This is a genomic window from [Clostridium] hylemonae DSM 15053, assembly GCF_008281175.1.
Classification (GTDB): Bacteria; Bacillota; Clostridia; order Lachnospirales; family Lachnospiraceae; genus Extibacter; species Extibacter hylemonae.
Genome location: NZ_CP036524.1, coordinates 1,877,402 through 1,899,492, shown reverse-complemented (window position 1 = coordinate 1,899,492; position 22,091 = coordinate 1,877,402). Strand labels below are relative to the sequence as shown.

The window sequence follows — 22,091 nt, the reverse complement described above, 5'->3', positions numbered from 1 at the left end:
GAGGGAAACGGATGAAAAAGATTCAGTCGGCGAGTATCATTATTTTAATTGTTTCATTGATCATAATGGGGGTGAATACCTTCCTTGTTTCTCTGGCAGACTGGATCATCAGGGCAGACGGTATTGTAATGTTGATCGGGATATTTTCGTTTATTTACAGCACGGTCAAGTGCCGGAAAGGTAACTGAGTATTATGAAATACACATTTACAGAAAAATTATTGAGGCAAGGGAACCGGTATTTTATTAAAATTCCCTTTAATATCTGGGAAGAATGCGGCCAAAAAGGACTGGTGCCCGTCAAAGTGTCCGTTGAGGATCATAAATTTGAGTGCAGACTTATTCCAAAAGGGGCGGGTAACTACTACATTCCTGTTAAAAAGTCTGTTGTAAATAAGATTGACAGCAATCATGAGACAGGCGTCTGCTTTGAGGTCATTAACGGCCTGACTCGGATCAATCATGACAGTCCTTATACGAAGGAGGATCCTATACGAAAAATTGACGGCATCCGTCATATAACTTATCCAAAAAACGGATATTGCGGCCAAATTTGTATCGCTATGCTTACCGGGCTCAGCGTAGATGAAATTGTTGAGATCATGCAGGCAGGGGCATGGCAGTGTTCCTTTTCTAAATTAATAGAGACATTGGATTATTTTGGAATTTCACACGAAGGTAAAATCATTTACACGAAAGGCAAGGAGGTTACATTGCCGGACTGCTGTATCGTTAATGTGAAGAGTGAACAAAAGAATCATTTTTCTCTTTTTTATAAAGGAAGGTACTATGATACAGTGGGAATTGATACAAATAAAGTCATCGGTTATTTGCGGATCATTATCTAGCAAGGGCCGGTGTATTATTGCTTTCCATACATTGGTAAATTATGGAGGGGCAGGGGGAGTATAAGATGTGTACAAGTATAATTTCAAATAAAAAGAAAACGATTATTGGCTGGAATCTTGATATTTCAGATATGGATCACAAGGTTGTAGCTGAAGATGATAAGGTTTATATTGCTATAAATGATAAAACAGAAGGGTGGCTGCCATTATTTGGCGCTAATGCAAGAGGTGATTTTGTAGCCATGCCGACCTGCTGGCCATTTGATGATAGAAGTAATCCTGTGAACGAGGACTGTCATAATATCATTACGCTGGATATTGATCTTCTTCTTGGTAAAAAGACGTTAAATGAGATCAAAGATATCGTTGAGCGCGAACCTGTTTACAGCGTTCCAGGCGTGACATTTCAATCACAGCTTTCAGATAAAGACGGGAATGTTCTGCGGATCATTCCGGGACAGGGATATCAGTATTTTTCAAAACCTGAATATGCGGTCCTGACTAACTTTTCTCCCTTTAAGGGTGATACAGAGCAGCATCCGTGGATGGGGTGGGACAGGTACAATAAGGCTGCGGAAATGCTTGAGAATAAAAAAGACGATCTTAATGTTTCGGACTGCTTTGCTATTTTAAAGGCAACCGCACAAACCGTATGCCCAACCGTGGTATCCATGGTATTCGATGCTTCAGACAACATGGTATATTGGTGCGAGGACCAGGAATGGGATCGAGTACAGAAAAAGAAATTACTATACCTTTCCACCGTTTATCTCAGTTGAAAAGTAAAGTCGTGGTTACTGCTTCAATATCTACTTGAAGTTCTTCCTCAAAATGGATATAATATCTAAGATTACATCAACGCTGTATTTATGCATCAGCAGAAAACATGAGAGGAACAACATGAGAAAATTAGCTTTAAGAGATGATATATTATTAAAAATCGAAAAGCCGGCCCGATACATTGGGAATGAGGTGAATTCGGTAATTAAGGACGTTAGTAAGGTGGAGATACGCTTTGCTATGTGTTTCCCCGACGTGTACGAGATCGGCATGTCCCATCTGGGCATTCAAATATTGTATGATATGTTCAACCGCAGAGAAGATGTCTGGTGTGAGCGGGTGTATTCTCCGTGGACAGACCTGGATCATATTATGCGCAGCGAGCAGATTCCGCTCTTTGCGCTCGAATCTCAGGACGATATCAAGGAATTTGATTTTCTGGGAATTACGATCCAGTATGAGATGTGCTATACGAATATCCTGCAGATACTGGAATTGAGCGGACTGGCTTTAAAGGCAAAGGAACGTGGAGAGGAAGGGCCGATCGTCATCGGAGGCGGACCCTGTACGTATAATCCGGAACCGCTGGCACCGTTTTTTGACCTTTTCTATATGGGAGAAGGGGAGACGGTCTATGATGAACTGCTGGATGTTTATAAGGACATCAAGCAGAGAGGCGGTTCAAAAAAAGAATTTCTCGAGGCGGCCGCCGGGATAGAAGGCATATATGTGCCTTCTTTTTACGATGTCTCCTACAACGACGACGGGACGATCGCATCATTTGTTCCGAATAATGTGCATGCCAAAGCAAAAATCAAAAAGCAGGCCGCCATGGATGTGACGGCAATCCCTTACCCGGAGGCGCCTGTTGTGCCATTTATCAAAGCAACCCAGGACAGAGTTGTGCTGGAGATACAGCGCGGCTGCATCCGCGGCTGCCGTTTCTGTCAGGCCGGTATGCTTTACCGTCCTACGAGGGAGCGGGATGTAAACGTGCTCAAAGAATATGCTTATAAAATGCTGAAAAGCACCGGACATGAGGAGATTTCCCTCAGTTCGCTCAGTTCCAGTGACTACAGCTGCCTGCAGGAACTGGTGGCATTTCTCATCGATGAATTTAAGGGGAAGGGGATCAATATTTCCCTGCCGTCACTTCGCATTGACGCTTTTTCACTGGATGTTATGAGCAAGGTGCAGGATATCCGGAAAAGCAGTCTTACCTTTGCCCCCGAGGCTGGGTCCCAGAGGATGCGCGATGTCATCAACAAGGGACTTTCGCAGGAGGATATCATAAGCGGCGCAGGACAGGCCTTTGAGGGAGGCTGGAGCAAGGTGAAGCTTTACTTTATGCTTGGACTTCCTACCGAGACGGAAGAGGATATGAAGGAGATCGCCGTTCTGGCGGACAAGGTGGCGAGAAGATATTACGAGATCCCGAAAGAGGAGCGCAGCGGAAAATGTCAGATCACGGCAAGCTCTTCCTTCTTTATACCTAAGCCGTTTACACCGTTTCAGTGGGCAAAAATGTATACAAATGAAGAATACATTTCCAGGGCGGCCACGGTGAAACGGGCCTTCAATGACCAGCTGAACCGGAAAAGTCTCCGTTATCACTGGCACGATGCGGAGGTCACGGTGCTGGAAGGCGTATTTGCAAGGGGAGACCGCAGGACAGCGGCTGTGGTTGAGGAAGCTTACCGCCTCGGCTGTCTGTATGACTCCTGGAGTGAACATTTTGACAACGCAAAGTGGATGCAGGCATTTGATAATACCGGCGTTGATATTGCATTTTATAATCAGAGGGAGCGTTCCCTGGAAGAAGTATTTCCGTGGGATTTTATCGATATCGGTGTGACGAAAGAGTTCCTCATAAAGGAATGGAAACGTGCCATGGACGGAGAGGTCACTCTGAACTGCCGGCAGAAATGTTCCGGCTGCGGCGCGGCCATATGGGGAGGAGGTGTCTGTGTTGAAAGCAAGAATCAAGTTTCGTAAGTTCGGGGTCATGAAGTTCATCGGCCACCTGGATGTCATGCGTTATTTTCAAAAGGCTATGAGGCGGGCAGAGATTCCGATAGCGTTTACATCGGGCTACAGTCCGCATATGGTCATGTCGTTCGCACAGCCGCTTGGCATTGGAATCACAAGTGATGCAGAGTATTTCGATATTGAACTGACCGGGAATATCTCACCTGACGATGCCGTAAGCCAGCTCAACTCAGTCATGGTAGAAGGAATCGAAGTTGTCAGTTTTGTAAGAATAGCAGACGATAAGAAAAGCAGCGGCATGACCATCGTGGCAGCCGCAGGTTATCAAGTGACACTTCCGGAGACGTTCCGGACGTCTGAAGTCACAAAAAAACTGCCCGAATCGTGGGCGGAGCAGGCAGAATCTTTCATGGATCAAGAACAGATCGTCGTATGGAAAAAGACGAAGCGAAGTGAAAAAGAAGTAGACATAAAACCAATGATCTACGAGTTAAAAGTGAGCGAGGACAGTATCTATCTGCTGCTCGCCACCGGAAGCGAACAAAATCTGAAACCTGACCTTGTAATGGAAGCGTTTGGCACATATATGGGACTTGATATGGCAGAAATACCCGTACACTATCACAGACTCGAAGTATACGCCAGAAAAGACAGCCAGCTCGTGCCGCTTGATGCGCTTGAAATTTGAAAGGAATTTGAAAGGGGTCAGACCCCTATGCGCATAGGGGTCTGACCCCTTTCAAAATTTAACATATCGACTGACTTCTGCTTTCGATACCTTTAAGTTGTCTGACGCATATGTTATAAACTCTTTCTTTAACTCGGGAGACCAGAAGATTGCTTCTTTGGAAGGCAGATTTTTTCCCGCCAGGAAAATTTTTGCGCATTCGTCAATAAGCAGTTCTTTTCTGGCAAACAATTCTTCAGGCGTATCAATATAGATGAAATGGTCACGATTGTTATGGAATTGTTGGAAATCGGCGGCGCCCGGGAAATTTTGGATATATAGCTGAAATGCTTTCGGATGGAGAAGAAGTCTGGATTTTTTGAGATATTCTTTCATACTGCTGAACTTATAATGTGCAGGAGAGGGTGCAAGTGAGGCGTGAACTGGATTGAGATGGATATAGCGGACACAGCACCAGAAATATCTTTCGCTCTCAACAGTCTCACTGTGATAACGTCCCTGAAATACATGACCTACTCTATTATATTTGAAATTGTAATACACTGCATAAGTAGTGGAAATCTGTTGGATGAAAGCGGACAGCTCGGCAAAAGGAATTCTCAGAAGCAAATGGAAATGATTTGACATTACACAATAAGAATAGATTTCAATTGGATACTGTTTACATGTTTTATGTAAGATACGTAAGAACTGTTTCTTATCATTTTCAGAGTTGAAGATGTTGACTTTGTTGATGCCGCGGTTTGTAATATGATACATATCTGTAGAGCTTCGCATTCTCGGTTTTCTCGGCATAGTTACCTCCTTTCTTATTGTGCAAACATGATATCACAGTTATAATAAAAAGACCAGAAGAATTCAGAAAAAGGAGAGAATTTTCATAGGGGTCAGACCCCTGTGATATGAAGGGGTCTGACCCCTATGAAAATTATGGAATATATACCGGCAAAAACGATTGTGACGCGTATGAAGAAACCAGGAGAGTGGTTTGGTGCGGATTATAATATGAATATTTATAAAGGCTGCTGTCACGGCTGTATCTATTGTGACAGTCGTTCAGACTGTTACGGCATTGACAGGTTCGACGAAGTCCGTGCTAAGGAAAATGCGCTACAGATAATCAGAGATGATTTGCGGAGGAAGACGAAAAAAGGGGTCATTGCTACCGGAGCGATGAGCGATCCGTATAACCCGTATGAAAAAGAACTTATGCTGACGCGACATGCACTTGAGTTGTGCGATGCATTTGAATTCGGCGTCACGATCGCGACAAAAAGTACCTTGCTCATGAGAGATATCGATATATTGGAAAGTATCAGGGAACATTCACCTGTTCTGTGTAAAGTTACCATTACTACGGCGGGCGACGCCCTTTCTTCCAAAATTGAACCCGGGGCGCCGGTATCTTCCAGTCGTTTTGATATGCTCGGCGAGTTGTCCGGCCGGAGAATCCCGGCCGGAATTCTCCTCATGCCTGTCCTCCCATTTCTGGAGGACAGTGACGACAATATACGTGCAATTGTTCGTAGAGCTGCGCAATGCGGAGCACGTTTTATCTATCCTGCATTTGGTGTGACACTGCGCAATAATCAACGGCAGTGGTATCTGCAAAAGCTGGATCAGTTGTTTCCCGGAGAGAAGCTTTCCGAAAAATATAACAAGCGGTACGGAACATATTATGAATGCAGAAGTCCAAGAGCAGGAAAGCTATGGACATGTTTCAAAGAAGAATGCGAAAAAAATGAGATTTTATACAGTATGAAAGATATCATACACAACTACAAGGCACCATATAAGTGTGAACAGTTGAGTTTGTTTGACGATAACCAATTCACTTAGAAGTCTGAAAATAAGGAGAATTTTGAAAGGGGTCAGACCCCTTCATATCACAGGGGTCTGACCCCTTTCAAAAAAGGAGGAGCTATGGGCAAGAAGGAAGTTAAGACGAATGCGATGCGCATTCTGGATCGTATGAAGATCTCGTACGAGTATGATACTTACGAATGTGATGAGTTTGTGGACGGGCTCCAGGTTGCCGACATGCTTGGTACGGACCGCAGTCTTGTCTACAAGACGCTGGTGACTGTCGGGAAGAGCGGGGGCTTTTATGTGTTTGTCATTCCGATCGAGGCGGAGATCGATTTTAAGAAGGCTGCCCGCGTCGTCGGCGAGAAGTCGCTGGAGATGCTGCATCTCAAGGACTTGACAAAGGTGACAGGCTATATCCGCGGAGGGTGCACAGCGATCGGGATGAAAAAGCAGTATCCGACGGTGATCCAGGAATCGGCACAATCTCTTTCTCATATGTATGTAAGCGGGGGTAAGCTTGGCATGCAGCTGAAACTTGCGCCGGAGGATCTTAGAAGAGCGGCAGACGCGTCGTATGCCGATGTCATACACGAGTAACCAAAACAGGCAGCACAACAGACAGGAGGAAACACAGATGGAATACCTTGGTAAAAATATTGATACAGTGATACTCGACATCGGCAATGTCCTCATCGACTTTGCCTGGGACCGCTACCTGGCTTCGTTCCGGTACAGTCCCGACATGTACGAGAAAGTGGCGGACGCCATGTTCCGGAACGAGGACTGGAACATGGGCGATTCCGGTCTGATCACGACAGAGAAATGGCTTGAACTGTTTATCGAAAATGCACCGGATGCAGAGCCCCAGATCAGGGAAGTCTTCGCACATTTCGGGCGCTCCATCCTTCCGTATTCCTTCACGGAACAGTGGATCCAATACTTCAAAGATCAGGGCGTTCGGCTCTACTATCTGTCCAACTATTCAGCCGAGATGTACCGTCAGTCAAAGGATCAGCTTTCATTTCTCAATATGCTCGACGGTGGGATATTCTCCTGGAAAGAGCAGATGATGAAGCCGGATCCCGCAATATACAGCCTGCTTCTAAAGCGGTATGACATAGAACCGCAGGAAGCTCTTTTCTTTGACGACTGCCTGGAAAATGTGGAAGCAGCACAGAAGTCAGGTATAAACGGAGTGTTATTTACTACAGATATTCCATTGCGGATGCTCGGAAAATGATGTAATATAGATAGAGAATTACGCAAGAAAACAATGGCAGTTATGGAGGATCACAGAAAAGATGAAGAAAGTTGTAAAGTTTGGCGGAAGTTCACTGGCAAGTGCCGCGCAGTTTGAGAAAGCAGGAACAATAATCAAAAAAGATGACTCAAGACGCTATGTCGTTCCGTCTGCACCCGGGAAGCGAACGCCGAATGATACAAAGGTCACAGACATGCTGTACAGCTGTTACGGCCAGGCCATCATAGAGGAAGAGTTTGAAGAGCAGCTCAAAGAGATAAAGGCAAGGTATAAAGGCATCATAAAGGGCCTTAAACTGGACTTGTCGCTGGATGCTGAATTCAAAATAATAGAAGAAAATTTCAGCAAAAAAGTCGGGAGAGACTATGCTGCCTCCAGAGGAGAATATTTAAACGGCATTATTATGGCCGCTTATCTCGGATATGAGTTTATTGATGCCGCAGAGATCATTGTATTTGATGAAGCAGGCGAATTTGACGCATTCTCTACAGATAAGCTTCTGTCCGAAAGACTTGCAGAGACAGAACGTGCGGTGATCCCGGGATTTTACGGTGCCATGCCTAACGGAAAGATCAAGACCTTTTCAAGAGGCGGTTCCGATATCACCGGTTCCATCGTCGCAAAAGCCGTGCATGCAGATATGTATGAAAACTGGACGGATGTGTCCGGGTTTTTGATCGCAGATCCGAGAATCATCCGAAATCCCAAAGCAATTGATGTCATCACATACCGTGAGCTCAGAGAATTGTCTTACATGGGAGCCACCGTACTGCATGAGGATGCCATCTTCCCTGTCCGAAAAGAGGGGATTCCGATCAATATCCGAAACACGAATATTCCGGAAGATAAGGGAACACTCATAGTAGAAGGAACGTGCCGCAAGCCGAGGTTTACGATCACCGGTATCGCCGGGAAAAAAGATTTTGCCTCTATCACTATAGAAAAAGCAATGATGAACTCCGAAGTCGGATTCTGTAAAAAAGTGCTGGAAGTATTTGAAGATAATGATATTTCTATCGAGCATATGCCGTCCGGCATTGACACAATGACGATTTTTGTGCATCAGGATGAATTTGAGGAGAAAGAGCAGAAAGTGATCGCCGGTATACACAGGGCCGTGGAACCGGATTTCCTCGAGCTGGAATCTGATCTTGCACTTATCGCCGTCGTGGGCCGCGGAATGCGCGCGACCAGAGGCACGTCAGGACGTATATTCTCAGCGCTGGCACACGCCAATGTAAATGTAAAGATGATCGACCAGGGCTCCAGTGAGCTTAATATCATAATCGGCGTACGAAACCATGATTTTGAAGCCGCGGTAAGGGCACTGTACGATATTTTTGTGACAACGCAGATATAATAAGACAAGGGGAGGTCTGCAATGAATATTTTATTTTTTCTGAAACCCAAAAGTGAGCTGGCTTACATATATGATTACCATACACTCCGTCAGGCGCTTGAGATCATGGAATACCACAAATATTCTTCCGTGCCCATATTGAACAGGGACGGCAAATATGTCGGTTCCATCACAGAGGGAGACCTGTTGTGGGGACTGAAGCGGCTGGATCTGATGAATCTCCACGACGCTGAGGATATCAGTATCATGAAGATAGACCGAAGACTGGACTACCAATGCGTCAACGCAGAATCCAATATGGAAGATCTGATCGGCAGAGCCATGGAGCAGAATTTTGTTCCTGTAGTGGATGATGAGGAGCATTTTATCGGCATTATCACGCGCCGTGATATTATCGGCTACTGCTATAATAAACTGAGCGACTGTGATAAACGCTGAACAATGCGTGCCTCTGCAGGCAGGGACGGACAGATATAACAATAAAAGGATGAGAACAATGACGATAGATTTTCACACACATATGTTTCCTGACAAAATCGCGGCAGGAACGCTTGACTTTCTCGGGTCGGTCTGCCACATAAAACCATATACAGACGGTACGTACGAAGGACTGAAGGCATCCGGCAAGGCAGCCGGGGTCGATTTAAGCGTTGCACTTCCCATCGTGACAAAGCCGTCACAGTTTGCATCCATCAACCGGTTTGCATCGGAACACCAAAATGGCAGTATCCTTTCATTCGGCAGCGTTCACCCTGACAGTGAAAACTATAAAGAACAGCTGAGACAGATCAAAGATATGGGGATAAAAGGGATCAAGATACATCCGGATTATCAGGAAGTATATTTTAACGATATACGCTATAAACGGATCGTCGAGTATGCCTCGGAACTTGGTTTTATCATAAGTGTTCACGCCGGGAAAGACCCGAAATGTCCGGACGATGTTCACTGTACCCCGCAGATGGCCGCGGAGCTCATCCGTGAAGTGCAGCCGGAAAAACTTGTGCTAGCCCATCTCGGCGGCAATTTTCAGTGGGATGAAGTAGAAGAGTGTCTTGTCGGAAAGCATGTCTATTTTGACACAGGCGTTGTATTCGGCAGGATCTCCGACGAGCAGTTCATTAGAATTGTCAGGACCCACGGCGCAGACAGAATTCTGTTTGCAACAGATTCTCCATGGGCCGGACAGAAGGAGTTTGTCGATTATCTGAAATCTATGGACCTTACCGACGAAGAAAAGAACAGTATATTGGGAGAAAATGCGCAGCGGCTTCTTGATCTTCAGTAAACCAAGAAAGGGCAGGGAATGGCCTATGAAAAGACTGGCACCTGTATTTGTTTTGATGGCCTCGGTACTTTGGGGCTCCATGGGAATTATCACGAGATACGTGGCGGCAATAGGGTTCAACACAAGACAGACCGCCGCAGTAAGGATAACGTCCGCAGCGGTCGTGCTCATACTGTTCCTTCTTATCACAGACCGGAACAAACTTAAGATAGACAAAAAGGATCTCAAATGGTTCCTGGGCACCGGCCTCGGAAGTCTTTTTATCAATAATCTGGCATATGCTGCCACTGTGCAGAGGGCATCTCTCTCCGTGGCGGTAGTGCTTCTTTATACCGCGCCGTTTTTTGTTATGATCATGTCCGTCATCTTTTTTAAGGAAAAGTTGACGGTACAGAAAATAGCAGCTTTATTCCTGTCGTTTGCGGGATGTATACTTGTGGTAGGGCTTTCAGGAGCGAATGTAGGCGATAACGCACTCGTCACGCTTCTGATCGGCCTGAGCGCAGGCTTCGGCTATTCGCTTTACAGTATTTTCGGCAAGGTTCTAATGGGAAAATATGAATCGCTCACTGTCACAGTATATACCTTTATCCTTGCAAGTATTGCATCGCTCCTCATTGCACAACCGCTCTCCATGGGAAGGATCATAGCCTCCAATGCCTCAAAAATGCCTGTGACGGTCATTGGAAGTGTCATCACGCTCGCGCTGCCGTACATCTGTTACTCAACGGCTCTTAAATATATCGAGAGCAGTAAAGCGTCTATTATTGCGTCCTTTGAAGTGGTGGCCGCAAGCCTTTTTGGCGTTGTCCTGTACCGCGAGACACTCGATCTGTTTAACCTTGTCGGAATCATATGTGTGGTGGCTGCGCTCGTAATACTGCAGCTGAACCCTAAAAAATCACAGAGAGACCAAAATGAATAATCATACAGAAGACAATAGTTCAATATTTCCATCTCAAGATCTGCCGGCAAGGGAATCAAATCATACGAAAAAACTGAACAACAACAAAGGAATACTAAGTATCGTATCAGCATTTCAGTTCTTTTACTTACATGTCTGCAGCACAGGCACGGTCCGGCAAATACAGGGCGTGTAAAGTATGTAACCCGTAAAACGGGTGGTTTGCTCTGAAGTTATAAGCCTCTGTTACCGGCCAGTGCCTAAAGACGCTGGCTTTCACTTTGTTCAAGTTACTATGCCTTTGACTCGTCGCCGCCCTTCAAAGGGCGTTTGTACTACTTTGTTACCCCAGACTAAAGCCCATAAACAACAGAAGGGAAACGGCCGCGGTAAAACCCACGGCCGTTTCCCTCTATCATTAACCTCTGTTCTACAGAAGATTTATGTTGTGTGAAGAAGCTTCCTCAAGCATTTCTTTCGGCCATATGGACGACTGAACTTCTCCGATATGCGCTTTCCTCAGATATAACATACAGATCCGGGACTGGCCGATACCGCCTCCGATCGTGTAGGGAAGCTGTCCGTTAAGCAGCAGTCTCTGAAATTCAAGTTCTGCCCGGTCCTCGCAGCCGGCAGCCTTAAGCTGGCGCCGTAGCGCCTCCTCGTCCACACGGATGCCCATGGATGAAAGTTCAAGTGCAATGTCCAGAACCGGATAGTATACGATGATATCGCCGTTTAATTCCCAGTCGTCATAGTCAGGCGCACGCCCGTCATGTTTTTCACCGGAGGAAAGCACCTTGCCGATCTGTGAGATAAACACTGCGCCTTTTGCCCTGGCAATGCGGTATTCACGTTCTTTTGCGTCGGCGCCGGGATACAAGTCCTCAAGCTCCTGTGAGGTGATGAAGGTTATTTCATCCGGAAGAAATGGTTCTATGTAGTTATATCTTCTCGACATGAATTCTTCCGTCTCTTTCAGCGCAGAATATACTTTACGTACTGTGTACTGAAGTGTCTCTGTATTCCGCTCCTCTTTTGAGATGACCTTTTCCCAGTCCCACTGGTCCACATAGATAGAGTGGATATTATCGGTATCCTCGTCGCGGCGGATCGCGCTCATATCTGTGTACAGACCTTCCCCTGAGTGAAAATCATAGCGCTTCAGAGCGTAGCGTTTCCATTTTGCAAGAGAGTGGACGATCTCAGCCGGCGCATCCTCCTGCTCCCTGATACCGAAAGATACCGGTCTTTCTACTCCATTGAGATTATCATTAAGACCTGACTCCGGCTTTACAAACAGAGGGGCAGAGACACGTGTCAGGTGTAAGGATTTGGCCAGCGCGCGTTCAAAGTGGTCCTTCACTTCTTTGATCGCGACTTCAGTTTCCCGGATAGTAAGAGGAGATGTGTAGTTGTCCGGGGTGATTAAATGTTCCATATGTAAGACTCCTTTGCGTATTATTCTACCTTTTAATGTATACTTACAGACAGGCTTAAGTCAAGCGATTCTTGATGCGGATTTTACCACGGCAGAATAAAGCAGGAATTTTGTGGAAAGAACTTCATCTTGATAAATACTATATGTTGTGATAACATCTGATATATCCACAATAAATTGCGATATATGGAGGAAGAACAATGGAAGACATAAAAATAAAAGGACTAAATCAAGTTCTTGCACATATACAAGGAGATTTCAAAGAGCCTGAATATGACCTGGCACAGCTGTACCAAAAATACGCGTCTCTTCAAAAACCCGGGCTGACGGACAAAGAACAGCTTTCCCTGCTTACAAAGGCTGCGGTAGAACTCACGACCCAGGAGGCGCCGGGCTGGGAAATGATCGCGGCACGGCTTTTGTATGCCGGTTTTCGCGACAGCCTGGAGGATGCCATGAAAAGCCGCGGCATCAGAAGCTTTTATGAAAAAATCGTATATCTGACAAAAGAGAACCTGTACGGCAGTTATATACTGGAACATTACAGCAGACAGGAGATAGAAGCGTTCGCCAAACTGATCGAGGAAGACCGAAGCCGGCTGTTTACATACTCCGGCCTTGACCTGCTTCTTAACCGTTATGTTATCCGCACACGAAAGGGTGTTATCCTTGAGACCCCTCAGGAGATGTTTATGGGTATCTCCATGCATCTGGCCATGAAAGAAAAGGAAAACCGCTCAGAATGGGTAAAACGGTTTTATGGCATGCTGAGTCTTCTGAAGGTGACGATGGCTACTCCGACCCTTTCCAATGCCAGAAAGCCCTACCATCAGCTCTCATCCTGTTTCATCGACACGGTCCCGGACAGCCTGGACGGCATTTACCGGAGCATTGACAGCTTTGCGAAGGTGAGTAAATACGGCGGCGGAATGGGAATGTATTTCGGAAAAGTGCGGGCAGGGGGCAGTGCCATCCGCGGGTTTGAAGGAGCGGCGGGCGGCGTTATCCGCTGGATCAAGCTTGCAAATGACACTGCAGTTGCCGTGGACCAGCTGGGCGTCCGGCAGGGGGCAGTTGCCGTGTATCTGGACGTATGGCACAGAGACCTTCCTGAATTTCTGAAGCTTCGGACGAACAACGGCGACGACAGGATGAAAGCGCATGACGTATTTCCGGCCGTCTGCTATCCGGACTATTTCTGGAAAATGGCCAGGGATCATATAGAAGGCGACTGGTATCTCATGTGCCCCCACGAGGTACTGACTGTGAAAGGGTATGCGCTTGAGGACTGTTACGGCAAAGAATGGGAAGAAAAATATCTGGACTGTGTAGCGGATGAGAGGATATCCAAGCGGGTCCTGCCCATAAAGGAGATCATCCGTCTCATCATACGCAGCGCCGTGGAGACCGGTACTCCGTTTGTCTTCAACCGCGACGAGGTAAACCGGATGAATCCAAATGGCCACAAGGGCATTATCTACTGCAGCAATCTCTGCACGGAGATCGCACAGAACATGGGCGCGGTGGAAGAGGTCAGGCAGAGTATCGAGACCGTGGACGGAGAGACCGTTGTCGTAACTGTCACAAAGCCCGGTGAATTTGTCGTGTGCAATCTGGCAAGCGTGTCACTTGGACATATTGACGTGTCGGATGAAAAAGAAATATACCGCACCGTATCCTCAGCCATGCGCGCGCTGGACAATGTCATAGACCTCAACTTCTTTCCGGTCCCGTACGCAAAGCTGAACAATGAAAAATACCGCCCGGTCGGTCTCGGCGTCAGCGGTTATCATCATATGCTCGCAAAACATGGGATCCAGTGGGAAAGCGAAGAGCACCTGGCATTTGCCGACAAGGTGTTCGACACACTGCACCGTGCCGCCATAGCGGCGAGTTGTGATATTGCGGAAGAAAAGGGTGTCTATGCCTGCTTTGAGGGAAGTGACTGGCAGACGGGTGCTTACTTTGACAAGCGGAAGCTGACCGGAGCGGCCTGGGAACAGCTTCGCGCACGGGCAGCCTCCTGCGGCGTAAGAAACGGATATATGCTGGCCGCGGCTCCGACGAGCAGCACGAGTATTATTGCCGGCACTACAGCCGGGCTTGATCCGGTCATGCACAGGTTCTATCTGGAGGAAAAGAAAAACGGACTCGTGCCAAGGGTGGCTCCGGAGTTATCCATGGATACATTCTGGTATTACAAGAATGCGCATCTTATTGACCAGACATGGTCTGTACGAGCCTGCGGTGTCAGGCAGCGGCATATCGACCAGGCGCAGAGCATGAACTTGTACATTACAAACGAATATACTTTTCGGAACGTACTCGATCTGTATCTCCTTGCATGGGAGTGCGGGGTTAAAACGGTCTATTATATACGTTCCAGAAGTCTGGAAGTGGAAGAGTGTGATGTATGCTCTTCGTAAGGCATGTTTGACAGAGAGGAGAATATTATGGCAGAATTGATAAAGAAAATGCTTTTTAATCCGGACGGAGATACGGATGTCCGAAGCAGAAGGATGATCGGCGGCAATACGACAAATCTGAATGACTTTAATAATATGAAATACACGTGGGTCAGCGACTGGTACAGGCAGGCGATGAATAACTTCTGGATTCCGGAGGAGATCAGTCTCGGAGTGGACATCAAGGATTACCCTCGTCTTCCCGCCGAGGAACGCAGGGCTTACGACAAAATTCTTTCTTTCCTTATCTTCCTGGACAGTATACAGACGGCAAATCTTCCACATATAGGAGAATATATCACCGCAAATGAGATCAATCTCTGTCTGTCCATCCAGACGTTCCAGGAGGCGGTGCACAGCCAGAGCTACAGTTACATGCTGGACACCATCTGTGAACCACAGAAGAGAGAGGAGATTTTGTACCAGTGGAAGGAGGACGAACACCTGCTTCTGCGCAATGAGTTTATCGGCAGCCTGTATAATGAGTTTCAGGAGACAAAAAGCGCCCGGTCGCTTGTACGGACTCTTATTGCCAATTATATACTGGAGGGTGTATACTTTTATAGTGGATTTATGTTCTTTTATAATCTTGGAAGAAACCAGAAGATGCCCGGCTCTGTACAGGAGATCCGTTATATCAACCGGGACGAAAACACGCATCTGTGGCTGTTCCGCAGCATGCTACAGGAGCTGAAAAAAGAGGAACCACAGCTGTTTGCTGCGGAAGATATAAAAATGTACCGCCAAATGATACGGGAAGGCTGTGAACAGGAGATACGGTGGGGACATTATGTCATCGGAGATAAGATACAAGGTCTGACGAAGGATATGATAACAAGCTATATCCGGTATCTCGGAAATCTCAGATGTACCGGACTTGGATTTGAACGTATATATGAAGGGTATGACACAATACCGGAGAGTATGCGCTGGGTGGAGCAATACTCCAACGCCAATTTAATAAAGACAGATTTTTTTGAGGCAAAGAGCACCGCCTATGCCAAGAGCAGCGCACTGGTCGACGACCTGTAACCGTGGTTTTGCAGAAATGACGGAGGGAAAATGATATGAAACAGAGAAGCAGCCTTTTCTATGGATCCCTGATCCTGACGCAGAATATTCTGCTCGGCGTCGGCAATCCAATCGCCAAGTACGGGATGTCGTCCTTTCCGTTCTTTTTGTACGTGGCCGTGCGCTTCCTCATGGGAAGCCTGTTTCTCATTCTCCTGTTTCATAAAAAGATATTTAAGGGGATGAAGACTTCCTTCTGGATGCCCGGTACGCTCATCGCGGCGCTGAACGCAGGCGCGTATATCCTCGGGACGCTTACATTCAAATATACGACGGCGACCAGCGCGGGATTCCTGTTTGCGCTTCCTGTTATATTTACCCCGTTTCTCATGCGGTTCATCTCTAAAGTAAAAATAGAAAAGAAAAAATACATACCGATATGCATTGTAGTCGCAGGGACGTACCTGCTCTGCTGCGGCAGCGGAGGGTTTGTGTTCGGCCCGGGAGAGGCTATGGCTGTAACGAGTTCTTTTCTTGTCGCCTGCGTTTTTGAGTTCAGTTCCCACTATCTGGAACATATGGAGCCTTTGCTTCTGGCGGCATACCAGTCCGGCTTTACCGGTGTCGTCTGTCTCGTCCTTGGTATTGCGAACAATGAGGTTATGCCGGCATTTACAGGCGTGCCGGCGGCAGCATGGGGCGCGCTTGTGTATCTGGGGATCGGCTGCACCGGTATCAGCTACTGCCTGCAGAACTTTGCGCTCAGTAAGATCGATTCCACAAAGGCTGCTCTTATCATGTGCTCTCAGCCTGTTTTTACTACAGCGGCATCCTTCGTCCTGCTCGGTGAACGGATGGCAGGGCTTCAGACGGCAGGCGCTGTGATCATAATGGGAGGCATTATTTACGCAAATGTAATGCCCGAGAGTAAACCATGTTAAATATGAAATATCCCAAATATAAAATAAGGAACAGATAATATGAACATCTTTGACGGCGTATTAGAATTCAAAGGAATATGGAGAGATTATCAGGAGCGTGTGCTTCATCACTCCGAAGCGTATATGTCCGACAACAAAGTACACATTGTGGCTGCTCCCGGGTCCGGAAAGACAACGCTCGGTATTGAACTCATCCGAAGACTTGGAAACCCGTGTCTGATTCTGTCCCCGAGTATAACTATCCGGCAACAGTGGATCGCACGGCTGGAAGAAGGATTTCTTACCGAAGGGGAAGATGCGGAAAAGTGGTTTTCTAATGATATCCGTAAGGCAAAACCGATCACAGCGATCACATACCAGGCGCTTTACAGCAGTATGAAGCAATATACAGGACTGCTGGAGGATTCAGAAGAAGAAAGTGAAGAGAAAAACACGGAAATGGTAGATTACAAGAATTTTGACATCTACGAAGTGATCCGTGAGAATGGAATCCGGACGCTCTGTCTGGACGAGGCCCACCATCTCCGCAGTGAATGGTGGCGGGCGCTGGAAGAATTCCTGAAGAATGTGACGGACGTAAAACTGGTGTCGCTCACGGCCACACCGCCTTATGACAGTACGCCGGCTCAGTGGAAAAGATATATCGATCTGTGCGGTCCGATCGACGAAGAGATATTTACACCGGAACTGGTAAAGGAAGGCAGCCTGTGCCCGCATCAGGATTATGTCTATTTCAATCAGCCGGCAAAGGAGGAACTGGAGGCTGTAAAAGGATACACACAGCAGGCGGAAGCATTTGTCAGAGAACTCATACAGGACAGGGAATTCCAAGCGATGATCTCAGCCCATGAAGGACTGCAGGCTCCGGAAGAGTACGGTGAAAAATTCCTGGACAATCCCAGATATTTTTCTTCGATATTAATCTTCCTGCAGGAAATGGGAATTCCTTTTTCACCATATCTTAAGAAACTGACCGGCACAAAAGGACATCTCCCGAGCCTTGATAATACCTGGCTGGAGGTGCTGCTCCAGGGCTTTCTGTACGATGATGCCGCGGCTTATCCGTCGGATACGGTGTACAGAGAGGGGCTGATCGCCAGACTGAAGGAAGCCGGCTGTATGTACCGCAGAAAAGTCCGGCTCGTTAGAAATGAGGAAATAAACAGATTACTGATCAAGAGCAGGGGGAAACTGAACAGTATCCGGGAAATTGTCAAATCAGAATATGCCGGAATGGGAAACGGCCTGCGGCTTTTGATACTTTGTGATTTTATAAAAAAGGAATATCTGAGTAAAGTGGGGGGGACAGAAGCTTTTACCGGAGAGATCGGGGCAGTTCCTATATTTGAATATGTGAGAAGAGCCGGTATAGAAGGCTTACGTCTCGGTGTGCTCAGTGGAAGCGTGATCATCGTGCCGATGGATGTGGAGGATGAACTTATGGGACTGCTTGACGTCTACGGCTTGCAAGGGGCGCTTGCAGAACTTGAGGATACCGGTTATGGAAGTCTGACGGTAAAAGGAAGCAGCCATAATATCGTCGCAGTTATAACAGAGTTATTTACGAGAGGAAGTATCCATGTGCTTGCTGGTACAAAGTCACTCTTGGGGGAGGGCTGGGATTCGCCCTGCATCAATTCACTGATTCTGGCTACCTACGTAGGATCCTTCATGCTCAGCAACCAGATGCGCGGACGCGCGATCCGCACATGCAAGGAGCAGCCGGACAAAACGAGTAATATCTGGCATCTTGCCTGTATCCTTCCGGGCCGGATAACCTATAATTCTGAAGAAGCACCGGCGGGGGACTACGACACACTGGTGCGCAGATTCGGAGCCTTTCTCGGTATTTCCTACAAAGAGGACGTCATTGAAAGCGGAATTGAAAGACTGGGACTGGACAGATATCTGAATGTAGAAAACGATTTCAAAAGCATTAACAAAAATATGCTTGCAAGATCCAGAAAACGGGATGAACTCCGGCGTTCCTGGGAAAAATCTTTAAAAGTGATCCACGACGACATGTGTGTGGAGGAAATCCGGGAAGTAGACAAACAGATACTGGCACCGGGTTATCTTTTTCTGAACGCGGTTGTAATGGAAATAGTATCGTGCGTCTGGATGCTTCTGCTTCTGTTTTTTAGAATATTTATAACAGCGGGACTGGAACATGCTTCTTTCTGGTTTACGGCTGCCGGAGTTTTATTCCTTGCAGCCGCAGCCTTTGCAGGTAAATACGGCTTCCGGATCTTCCGCCTCTGTACACCGCAGAAGCGGATGAAGAGGGCCGCAGAAGGAATCCTGGACGCGCTTGTCCAGACCGGAAAGATAGAAGAACCTCAGCACTGCAGATCGGAAGTAAAAGAAGAAGAGATTCTGGTACTGGCATGCCTGAAAGGCGGAACTACACGGGATAAGACTTTGTTTGCAGAATGTCTTGCGCAGTTTTGGGGCGTGATCGACAATCCGAGATATATTCTGGCGCGAAAGAAGTGGAGAGGCAAGATCAGCGACTGTTATGCCGTACCTGAAATATTCGGCAGGAACAAGGAAGATGCCATGACGTTTCGTATGTGCATGAAGAGGGTACTTGGAAACTATGAGGCCATATATACGAGAACCCCTGAGGGCCGCAGGCTGCTTTTAAAGGCCAGGCTCCGTTCTTTCGCCTGCAAGAATGACCGTATCTTAAATGGCCGTAAACAGGTGAAGGGGAAATATGAATGAGCGCAAATGTATTTGTAAAATAAAAGAGATATTCTGGTTGATTTTGACAAAAGTCTATGCTATAATACAACAGTATGCCGCACAATGAGGTTTTAAAGCGCTGCTTTTCTATGCAGCCACCATAATTGGCGAGTAATGATAATAGGAGGTGCCATATGTACGCGATCATAGCAACAGGTGGTAAACAGTACAAAGTAGCTGAAGGCGATATCATTAAAGTAGAGAAACTTGGTGCAGAAGCCGGCGAGACTTATACATTTGACCAAGTGCTTGCAGTAAACGACAACGGTTTAAAGGTTGGTAATCCGACCGTTGAAGGTGCAACTGTAGAAGCTTCTGTAGTTGAAAATGGAAAAGCTAAAAAAGTCATCGTTTACAAGTATAAGAGAAAATCTGGATACCATAAGAAAAACGGTCACAGACAACAGTATACTGCTGTAAAGATTGACAAGATCAACGCCTAATCCGGAAATGACCGATGATTAAGGTAACTATCTATAACAATGAAAAGAATGAATGTGTAGGATTTAAAGCTTCCGGCCATGCAGGACAGAATGAAAGTGGACAGGATATCGTATGCGCGGCGGCATCCATATTGATGATCAACACCGTAAACGCGATCGAACAGTACACCGGAGACAAGTTTTCCCTTGAGACTGAAGAAAGCAGCGGCAGTATGGAATGTATGCTTGCGGAATATCCGTCAAAAGAAGCAGAGCTTCTTCTGAAAACTATGGTCCAGGGACTGACAGCTATGGAAGACGACGAAGATTACACGCGATACATCGATATTATATTTGAGGAGGTGTAAAAACATGATGAAATTAAACCTTCAATTTTTCGCTCATAAAAAAGGGGTTGGTTCTACTAAGAACGGCCGTGATTCAGAGTCCAAAAGACTCGGTGCGAAAAGAGCTGACGGACAGTTTGTTAAAGCTGGAAATATTCTTTACAGACAGCGCGGAACGAAGATTCACCCGGGTGTGAATGTTGGACGCGGCGGCGATGATACATTATTCGCACTTGCTGACGGCGTTGTAAGATTTGAAAGAAAAGGAAGAGACAAGAAACAGGTTTCTATCTACCCAGCAGCACAATAGTGAGTTGACGAATAACCCTGCCAGACACTGGCAGGGTTATTTTAACCAGGTTCAATTGGGGACGGGGGAAAATTAAATTTCCCCCGTCCCCAATTGAATCAATGTTTCAGTCATGATATGATATATATTGAGCATCATATAAAGTAAGACTATGACAGAAAGCAGAAAGAGGAAAATTTTATGTTTGCAGATAGAGCGAAGATATTTATCCGTTCCGGAAAGGGCGGCGACGGACACGTGAGTTTCCGCAGGGAACTTTATGTACCGAACGGGGGCCCGGACGGCGGTGACGGAGGCCGGGGCGGCGATGTTATCTTTGAGGTGGATGAAGGCCTGAACACACTTCAGGATTACCGCCACAGGAGAAAATACGCGGCCAACGACGGAGAACAGGGCGGTAAGCGCAGATGCCACGGCGCGGACGCGGATGATATCGTGCTGAAGGTTCCGGAAGGAACGGTGATAAAAGAAGCAGAATCCGGCAAGGTCATCGCTGACATGTCCGGGGATAATAAACGGCAGGTAGTGTTAAAGGGAGGCAAAGGCGGACTTGGAAACCAGCATTTTGCCACAGCTACGATGCAGATACCAAAGTATGCCCAGCCGGGACAGCCTTCCCAGGAGCTGTGGGTGAATCTGGAACTTAAGGTTATTGCGGATGTAGGACTTATAGGATTCCCGAACGTAGGGAAGTCCACTTTTTTATCAAGAGTGACCAATGCAAGACCAAAGATCGCCAACTATCATTTCACAACGCTCAATCCGAATCTCGGGGTGGTGGATCTCGACGGAGCACAGGGATTTGTCATCGCCGACATACCGGGACTGATCGAAGGCGCCTCAGAAGGAGTCGGGCTTGGACATGAATTCCTGCGGCACATCGAACGGACGAAGATGATGATACATGTAGTGGATGCAGCGGGAAGCGAAGGCCGCAGTCCGGTGGAAGATGTCTATAAAATAAACGCAGAACTTGAGGCGTATAATCCGGACATCGCAAAAAGGCCACAGGTCATCGCCGCGAACAAGACAGATCTCATATACAGCGGAGACAGTGAGGATCCTGTGAAACTGCTGAAAGAAGAGTTCGAGCCAAAAGGGATCCGGGTATTTGCGATATCCGGCGCAACCGGGGACGGGATAAGCGAACTGCTGTATTATGTATCTGAACAGCTTGGAAAGCTGGACAGAAGCCCGGTCATCTTTGAACAGGAATATTTCCCGGAGAATGAGCTTATATACGAAAATCTGCCGTATACCGTGGAAAAAGAGGATGACATGTATGTTGTGGAAGGTCCCAAGATAGAGAAAATGCTTGGTTACACGAACCTGGATTCGGAAAAAGGGTTTGCGTTCTTCCAGAAGTTCCTCAAGGATTCGGGCATTCTGGACGAGCTTGAAGAAGCGGGCATACAGGAAGGCGATACAGTGCGGATGTATGGATTACAGTTTGATTATTATAAATAGAACAGGAGCGACA

Annotated in this window: 22 protein-coding genes; 20 read left to right on the top strand and 2 right to left on the bottom strand. The window is 46.9% G+C overall.

The genetic code is table 11. The annotated features are described in order from the left end of the window. Positions 1 to 11 precede the first annotated feature (11 nt). From LAJLEIBI_RS18065 to LAJLEIBI_RS08695, 5 genes are all read left to right on the top strand, one after another. Complete coding sequence (locus LAJLEIBI_RS18065) at positions 12 to 188, top strand: hypothetical protein (protein ID WP_006441430.1); 177 nt, start codon at positions 12 to 14, stop codon at positions 186 to 188. Between the two features lie 5 nt (positions 189 to 193). Then, the gene (locus LAJLEIBI_RS08710; RefSeq protein WP_006441429.1) at positions 194 to 847 is read left to right on the top strand and encodes a DUF1905 domain-containing protein; all 654 of its coding nucleotides are present in this window, start codon (positions 194 to 196) and stop codon (positions 845 to 847) included. A gap of 65 nt (positions 848 to 912) precedes the next feature. After that, the gene (locus tag LAJLEIBI_RS08705) at positions 913 to 1,626 is read left to right on the top strand and encodes a hypothetical protein (RefSeq protein ID WP_040434577.1); all 714 of its coding nucleotides are present in this window, start codon (positions 913 to 915) and stop codon (positions 1,624 to 1,626) included. 121 nt (positions 1,627 to 1,747) lie between these two features. Beyond that, on the top strand, positions 1,748 to 3,622 hold the full coding sequence (locus LAJLEIBI_RS08700) for a TIGR03960 family B12-binding radical SAM protein (RefSeq protein WP_040434575.1): 1,875 nt from the start codon (positions 1,748 to 1,750) through the stop codon (positions 3,620 to 3,622). Then, the gene (locus LAJLEIBI_RS08695) at positions 3,594 to 4,304 is read left to right on the top strand and encodes a TIGR03936 family radical SAM-associated protein (protein WP_006441426.1); all 711 of its coding nucleotides are present in this window, start codon (positions 3,594 to 3,596) and stop codon (positions 4,302 to 4,304) included. Before LAJLEIBI_RS08700 ends, LAJLEIBI_RS08695 begins: the two co-directional genes overlap by 29 nt. A gap of 51 nt (positions 4,305 to 4,355) precedes the next feature. Here LAJLEIBI_RS08695 and LAJLEIBI_RS08690 read toward each other — a convergent pair whose 3' ends face one another. Beyond that, a complete protein-coding gene (locus LAJLEIBI_RS08690) occupies positions 4,356 to 5,099 on the bottom strand; it encodes a transposase (RefSeq protein WP_040434573.1) in 744 nt (247 codons plus the stop codon). A gap of 135 nt (positions 5,100 to 5,234) precedes the next feature. On the opposite strand from LAJLEIBI_RS08690, the gene LAJLEIBI_RS08685 reads away from it, so the two are divergent. The 7 genes from LAJLEIBI_RS08685 (at position 5,235) to LAJLEIBI_RS08655 (ending at position 10,947) form a co-directional block, all read left to right on the top strand. Beyond that, positions 5,235 to 6,143, top strand: a complete 909-nt coding sequence (locus tag LAJLEIBI_RS08685; RefSeq protein WP_040435268.1) for an SPL family radical SAM protein — start codon at positions 5,235 to 5,237, stop codon at positions 6,141 to 6,143. Positions 6,144 to 6,227: 84 nt separating this feature from the next. Further along, positions 6,228 to 6,710: a Cys-tRNA(Pro) deacylase gene (ybaK, locus tag LAJLEIBI_RS08680; protein WP_006441422.1), complete on the top strand. Its 483-nt coding sequence runs from the start codon at positions 6,228 to 6,230 to the stop codon at positions 6,708 to 6,710. A 37-nt stretch (positions 6,711 to 6,747) separates the two neighbouring features. Continuing rightward, entirely contained in the window at positions 6,748 to 7,353 is a 606-nt protein-coding gene (locus tag LAJLEIBI_RS08675) for an HAD family hydrolase (RefSeq protein WP_040434570.1), read from the top strand. 61 nt (positions 7,354 to 7,414) lie between these two features. After that, positions 7,415 to 8,734 carry an aspartate kinase gene (locus LAJLEIBI_RS08670; RefSeq protein WP_149301911.1) on the top strand — a complete coding sequence of 440 codons (1,320 nt, stop codon included), beginning with the start codon at positions 7,415 to 7,417 and terminating at the stop codon, positions 8,732 to 8,734. Positions 8,735 to 8,755: 21 nt separating this feature from the next. Next, entirely contained in the window at positions 8,756 to 9,172 is a 417-nt protein-coding gene (locus LAJLEIBI_RS08665; protein ID WP_006441418.1) for a CBS domain-containing protein, read from the top strand. A gap of 58 nt (positions 9,173 to 9,230) precedes the next feature. Beyond that, on the top strand, positions 9,231 to 10,022 hold the full coding sequence (locus LAJLEIBI_RS08660; RefSeq protein ID WP_040434568.1) for an amidohydrolase family protein: 792 nt from the start codon (positions 9,231 to 9,233) through the stop codon (positions 10,020 to 10,022). 25 nt (positions 10,023 to 10,047) lie between these two features. Further along, entirely contained in the window at positions 10,048 to 10,947 is a 900-nt protein-coding gene (locus tag LAJLEIBI_RS08655) for a DMT family transporter (RefSeq protein WP_040434566.1), read from the top strand. 409 nt (positions 10,948 to 11,356) lie between these two features. Here LAJLEIBI_RS08655 and asnA read toward each other — a convergent pair whose 3' ends face one another. Beyond that, positions 11,357 to 12,367, bottom strand: a complete 1,011-nt coding sequence (asnA, locus tag LAJLEIBI_RS08645) for an aspartate--ammonia ligase (protein WP_006441414.1) — start codon at positions 12,365 to 12,367, stop codon at positions 11,357 to 11,359. 200 nt (positions 12,368 to 12,567) lie between these two features. Here asnA and LAJLEIBI_RS08640 point away from each other — a divergent pair, with 200 nt between their 5' ends. The 8 genes from LAJLEIBI_RS08640 to obgE all read left to right on the top strand — a co-directional run bounded on the left by LAJLEIBI_RS08640 (position 12,568) and on the right by obgE (position 22,078). Next, on the top strand, positions 12,568 to 14,793 hold the full coding sequence (locus LAJLEIBI_RS08640; RefSeq protein ID WP_006441413.1) for a ribonucleoside-diphosphate reductase subunit alpha: 2,226 nt from the start codon (positions 12,568 to 12,570) through the stop codon (positions 14,791 to 14,793). Positions 14,794 to 14,820: 27 nt separating this feature from the next. Continuing rightward, positions 14,821 to 15,864 carry a ribonucleotide-diphosphate reductase subunit beta gene (locus tag LAJLEIBI_RS08635; RefSeq protein WP_040434564.1) on the top strand — a complete coding sequence of 348 codons (1,044 nt, stop codon included), beginning with the start codon at positions 14,821 to 14,823 and terminating at the stop codon, positions 15,862 to 15,864. A 35-nt stretch (positions 15,865 to 15,899) separates the two neighbouring features. Continuing rightward, positions 15,900 to 16,784, top strand: coding sequence for a DMT family transporter (locus tag LAJLEIBI_RS08630; protein ID WP_006441411.1), 885 nt, complete (start codon positions 15,900 to 15,902; stop codon positions 16,782 to 16,784). Between the two features lie 39 nt (positions 16,785 to 16,823). Continuing rightward, complete coding sequence (locus LAJLEIBI_RS08625; RefSeq protein WP_006441410.1) at positions 16,824 to 19,511, top strand: DEAD/DEAH box helicase family protein; 2,688 nt, start codon at positions 16,824 to 16,826, stop codon at positions 19,509 to 19,511. A 155-nt stretch (positions 19,512 to 19,666) separates the two neighbouring features. Beyond that, positions 19,667 to 19,975 (top strand): 50S ribosomal protein L21, encoded by a 309-nt coding sequence (gene rplU, locus LAJLEIBI_RS08620; RefSeq protein ID WP_006441409.1) that lies wholly within the window; start codon positions 19,667 to 19,669, stop codon positions 19,973 to 19,975. A 14-nt stretch (positions 19,976 to 19,989) separates the two neighbouring features. Beyond that, positions 19,990 to 20,322 carry a ribosomal-processing cysteine protease Prp gene (locus LAJLEIBI_RS08615; protein WP_006441408.1) on the top strand — a complete coding sequence of 111 codons (333 nt, stop codon included), beginning with the start codon at positions 19,990 to 19,992 and terminating at the stop codon, positions 20,320 to 20,322. 4 nt (positions 20,323 to 20,326) lie between these two features. Then, a complete protein-coding gene (gene rpmA / locus LAJLEIBI_RS08610; RefSeq protein ID WP_006441407.1) occupies positions 20,327 to 20,611 on the top strand; it encodes a 50S ribosomal protein L27 in 285 nt (94 codons plus the stop codon). A gap of 180 nt (positions 20,612 to 20,791) precedes the next feature. Continuing rightward, on the top strand, positions 20,792 to 22,078 hold the full coding sequence (gene obgE / locus LAJLEIBI_RS08605; RefSeq protein WP_006441405.1) for a GTPase ObgE: 1,287 nt from the start codon (positions 20,792 to 20,794) through the stop codon (positions 22,076 to 22,078). The last annotated feature ends 13 nt before the right edge of the window (positions 22,079 to 22,091 follow it).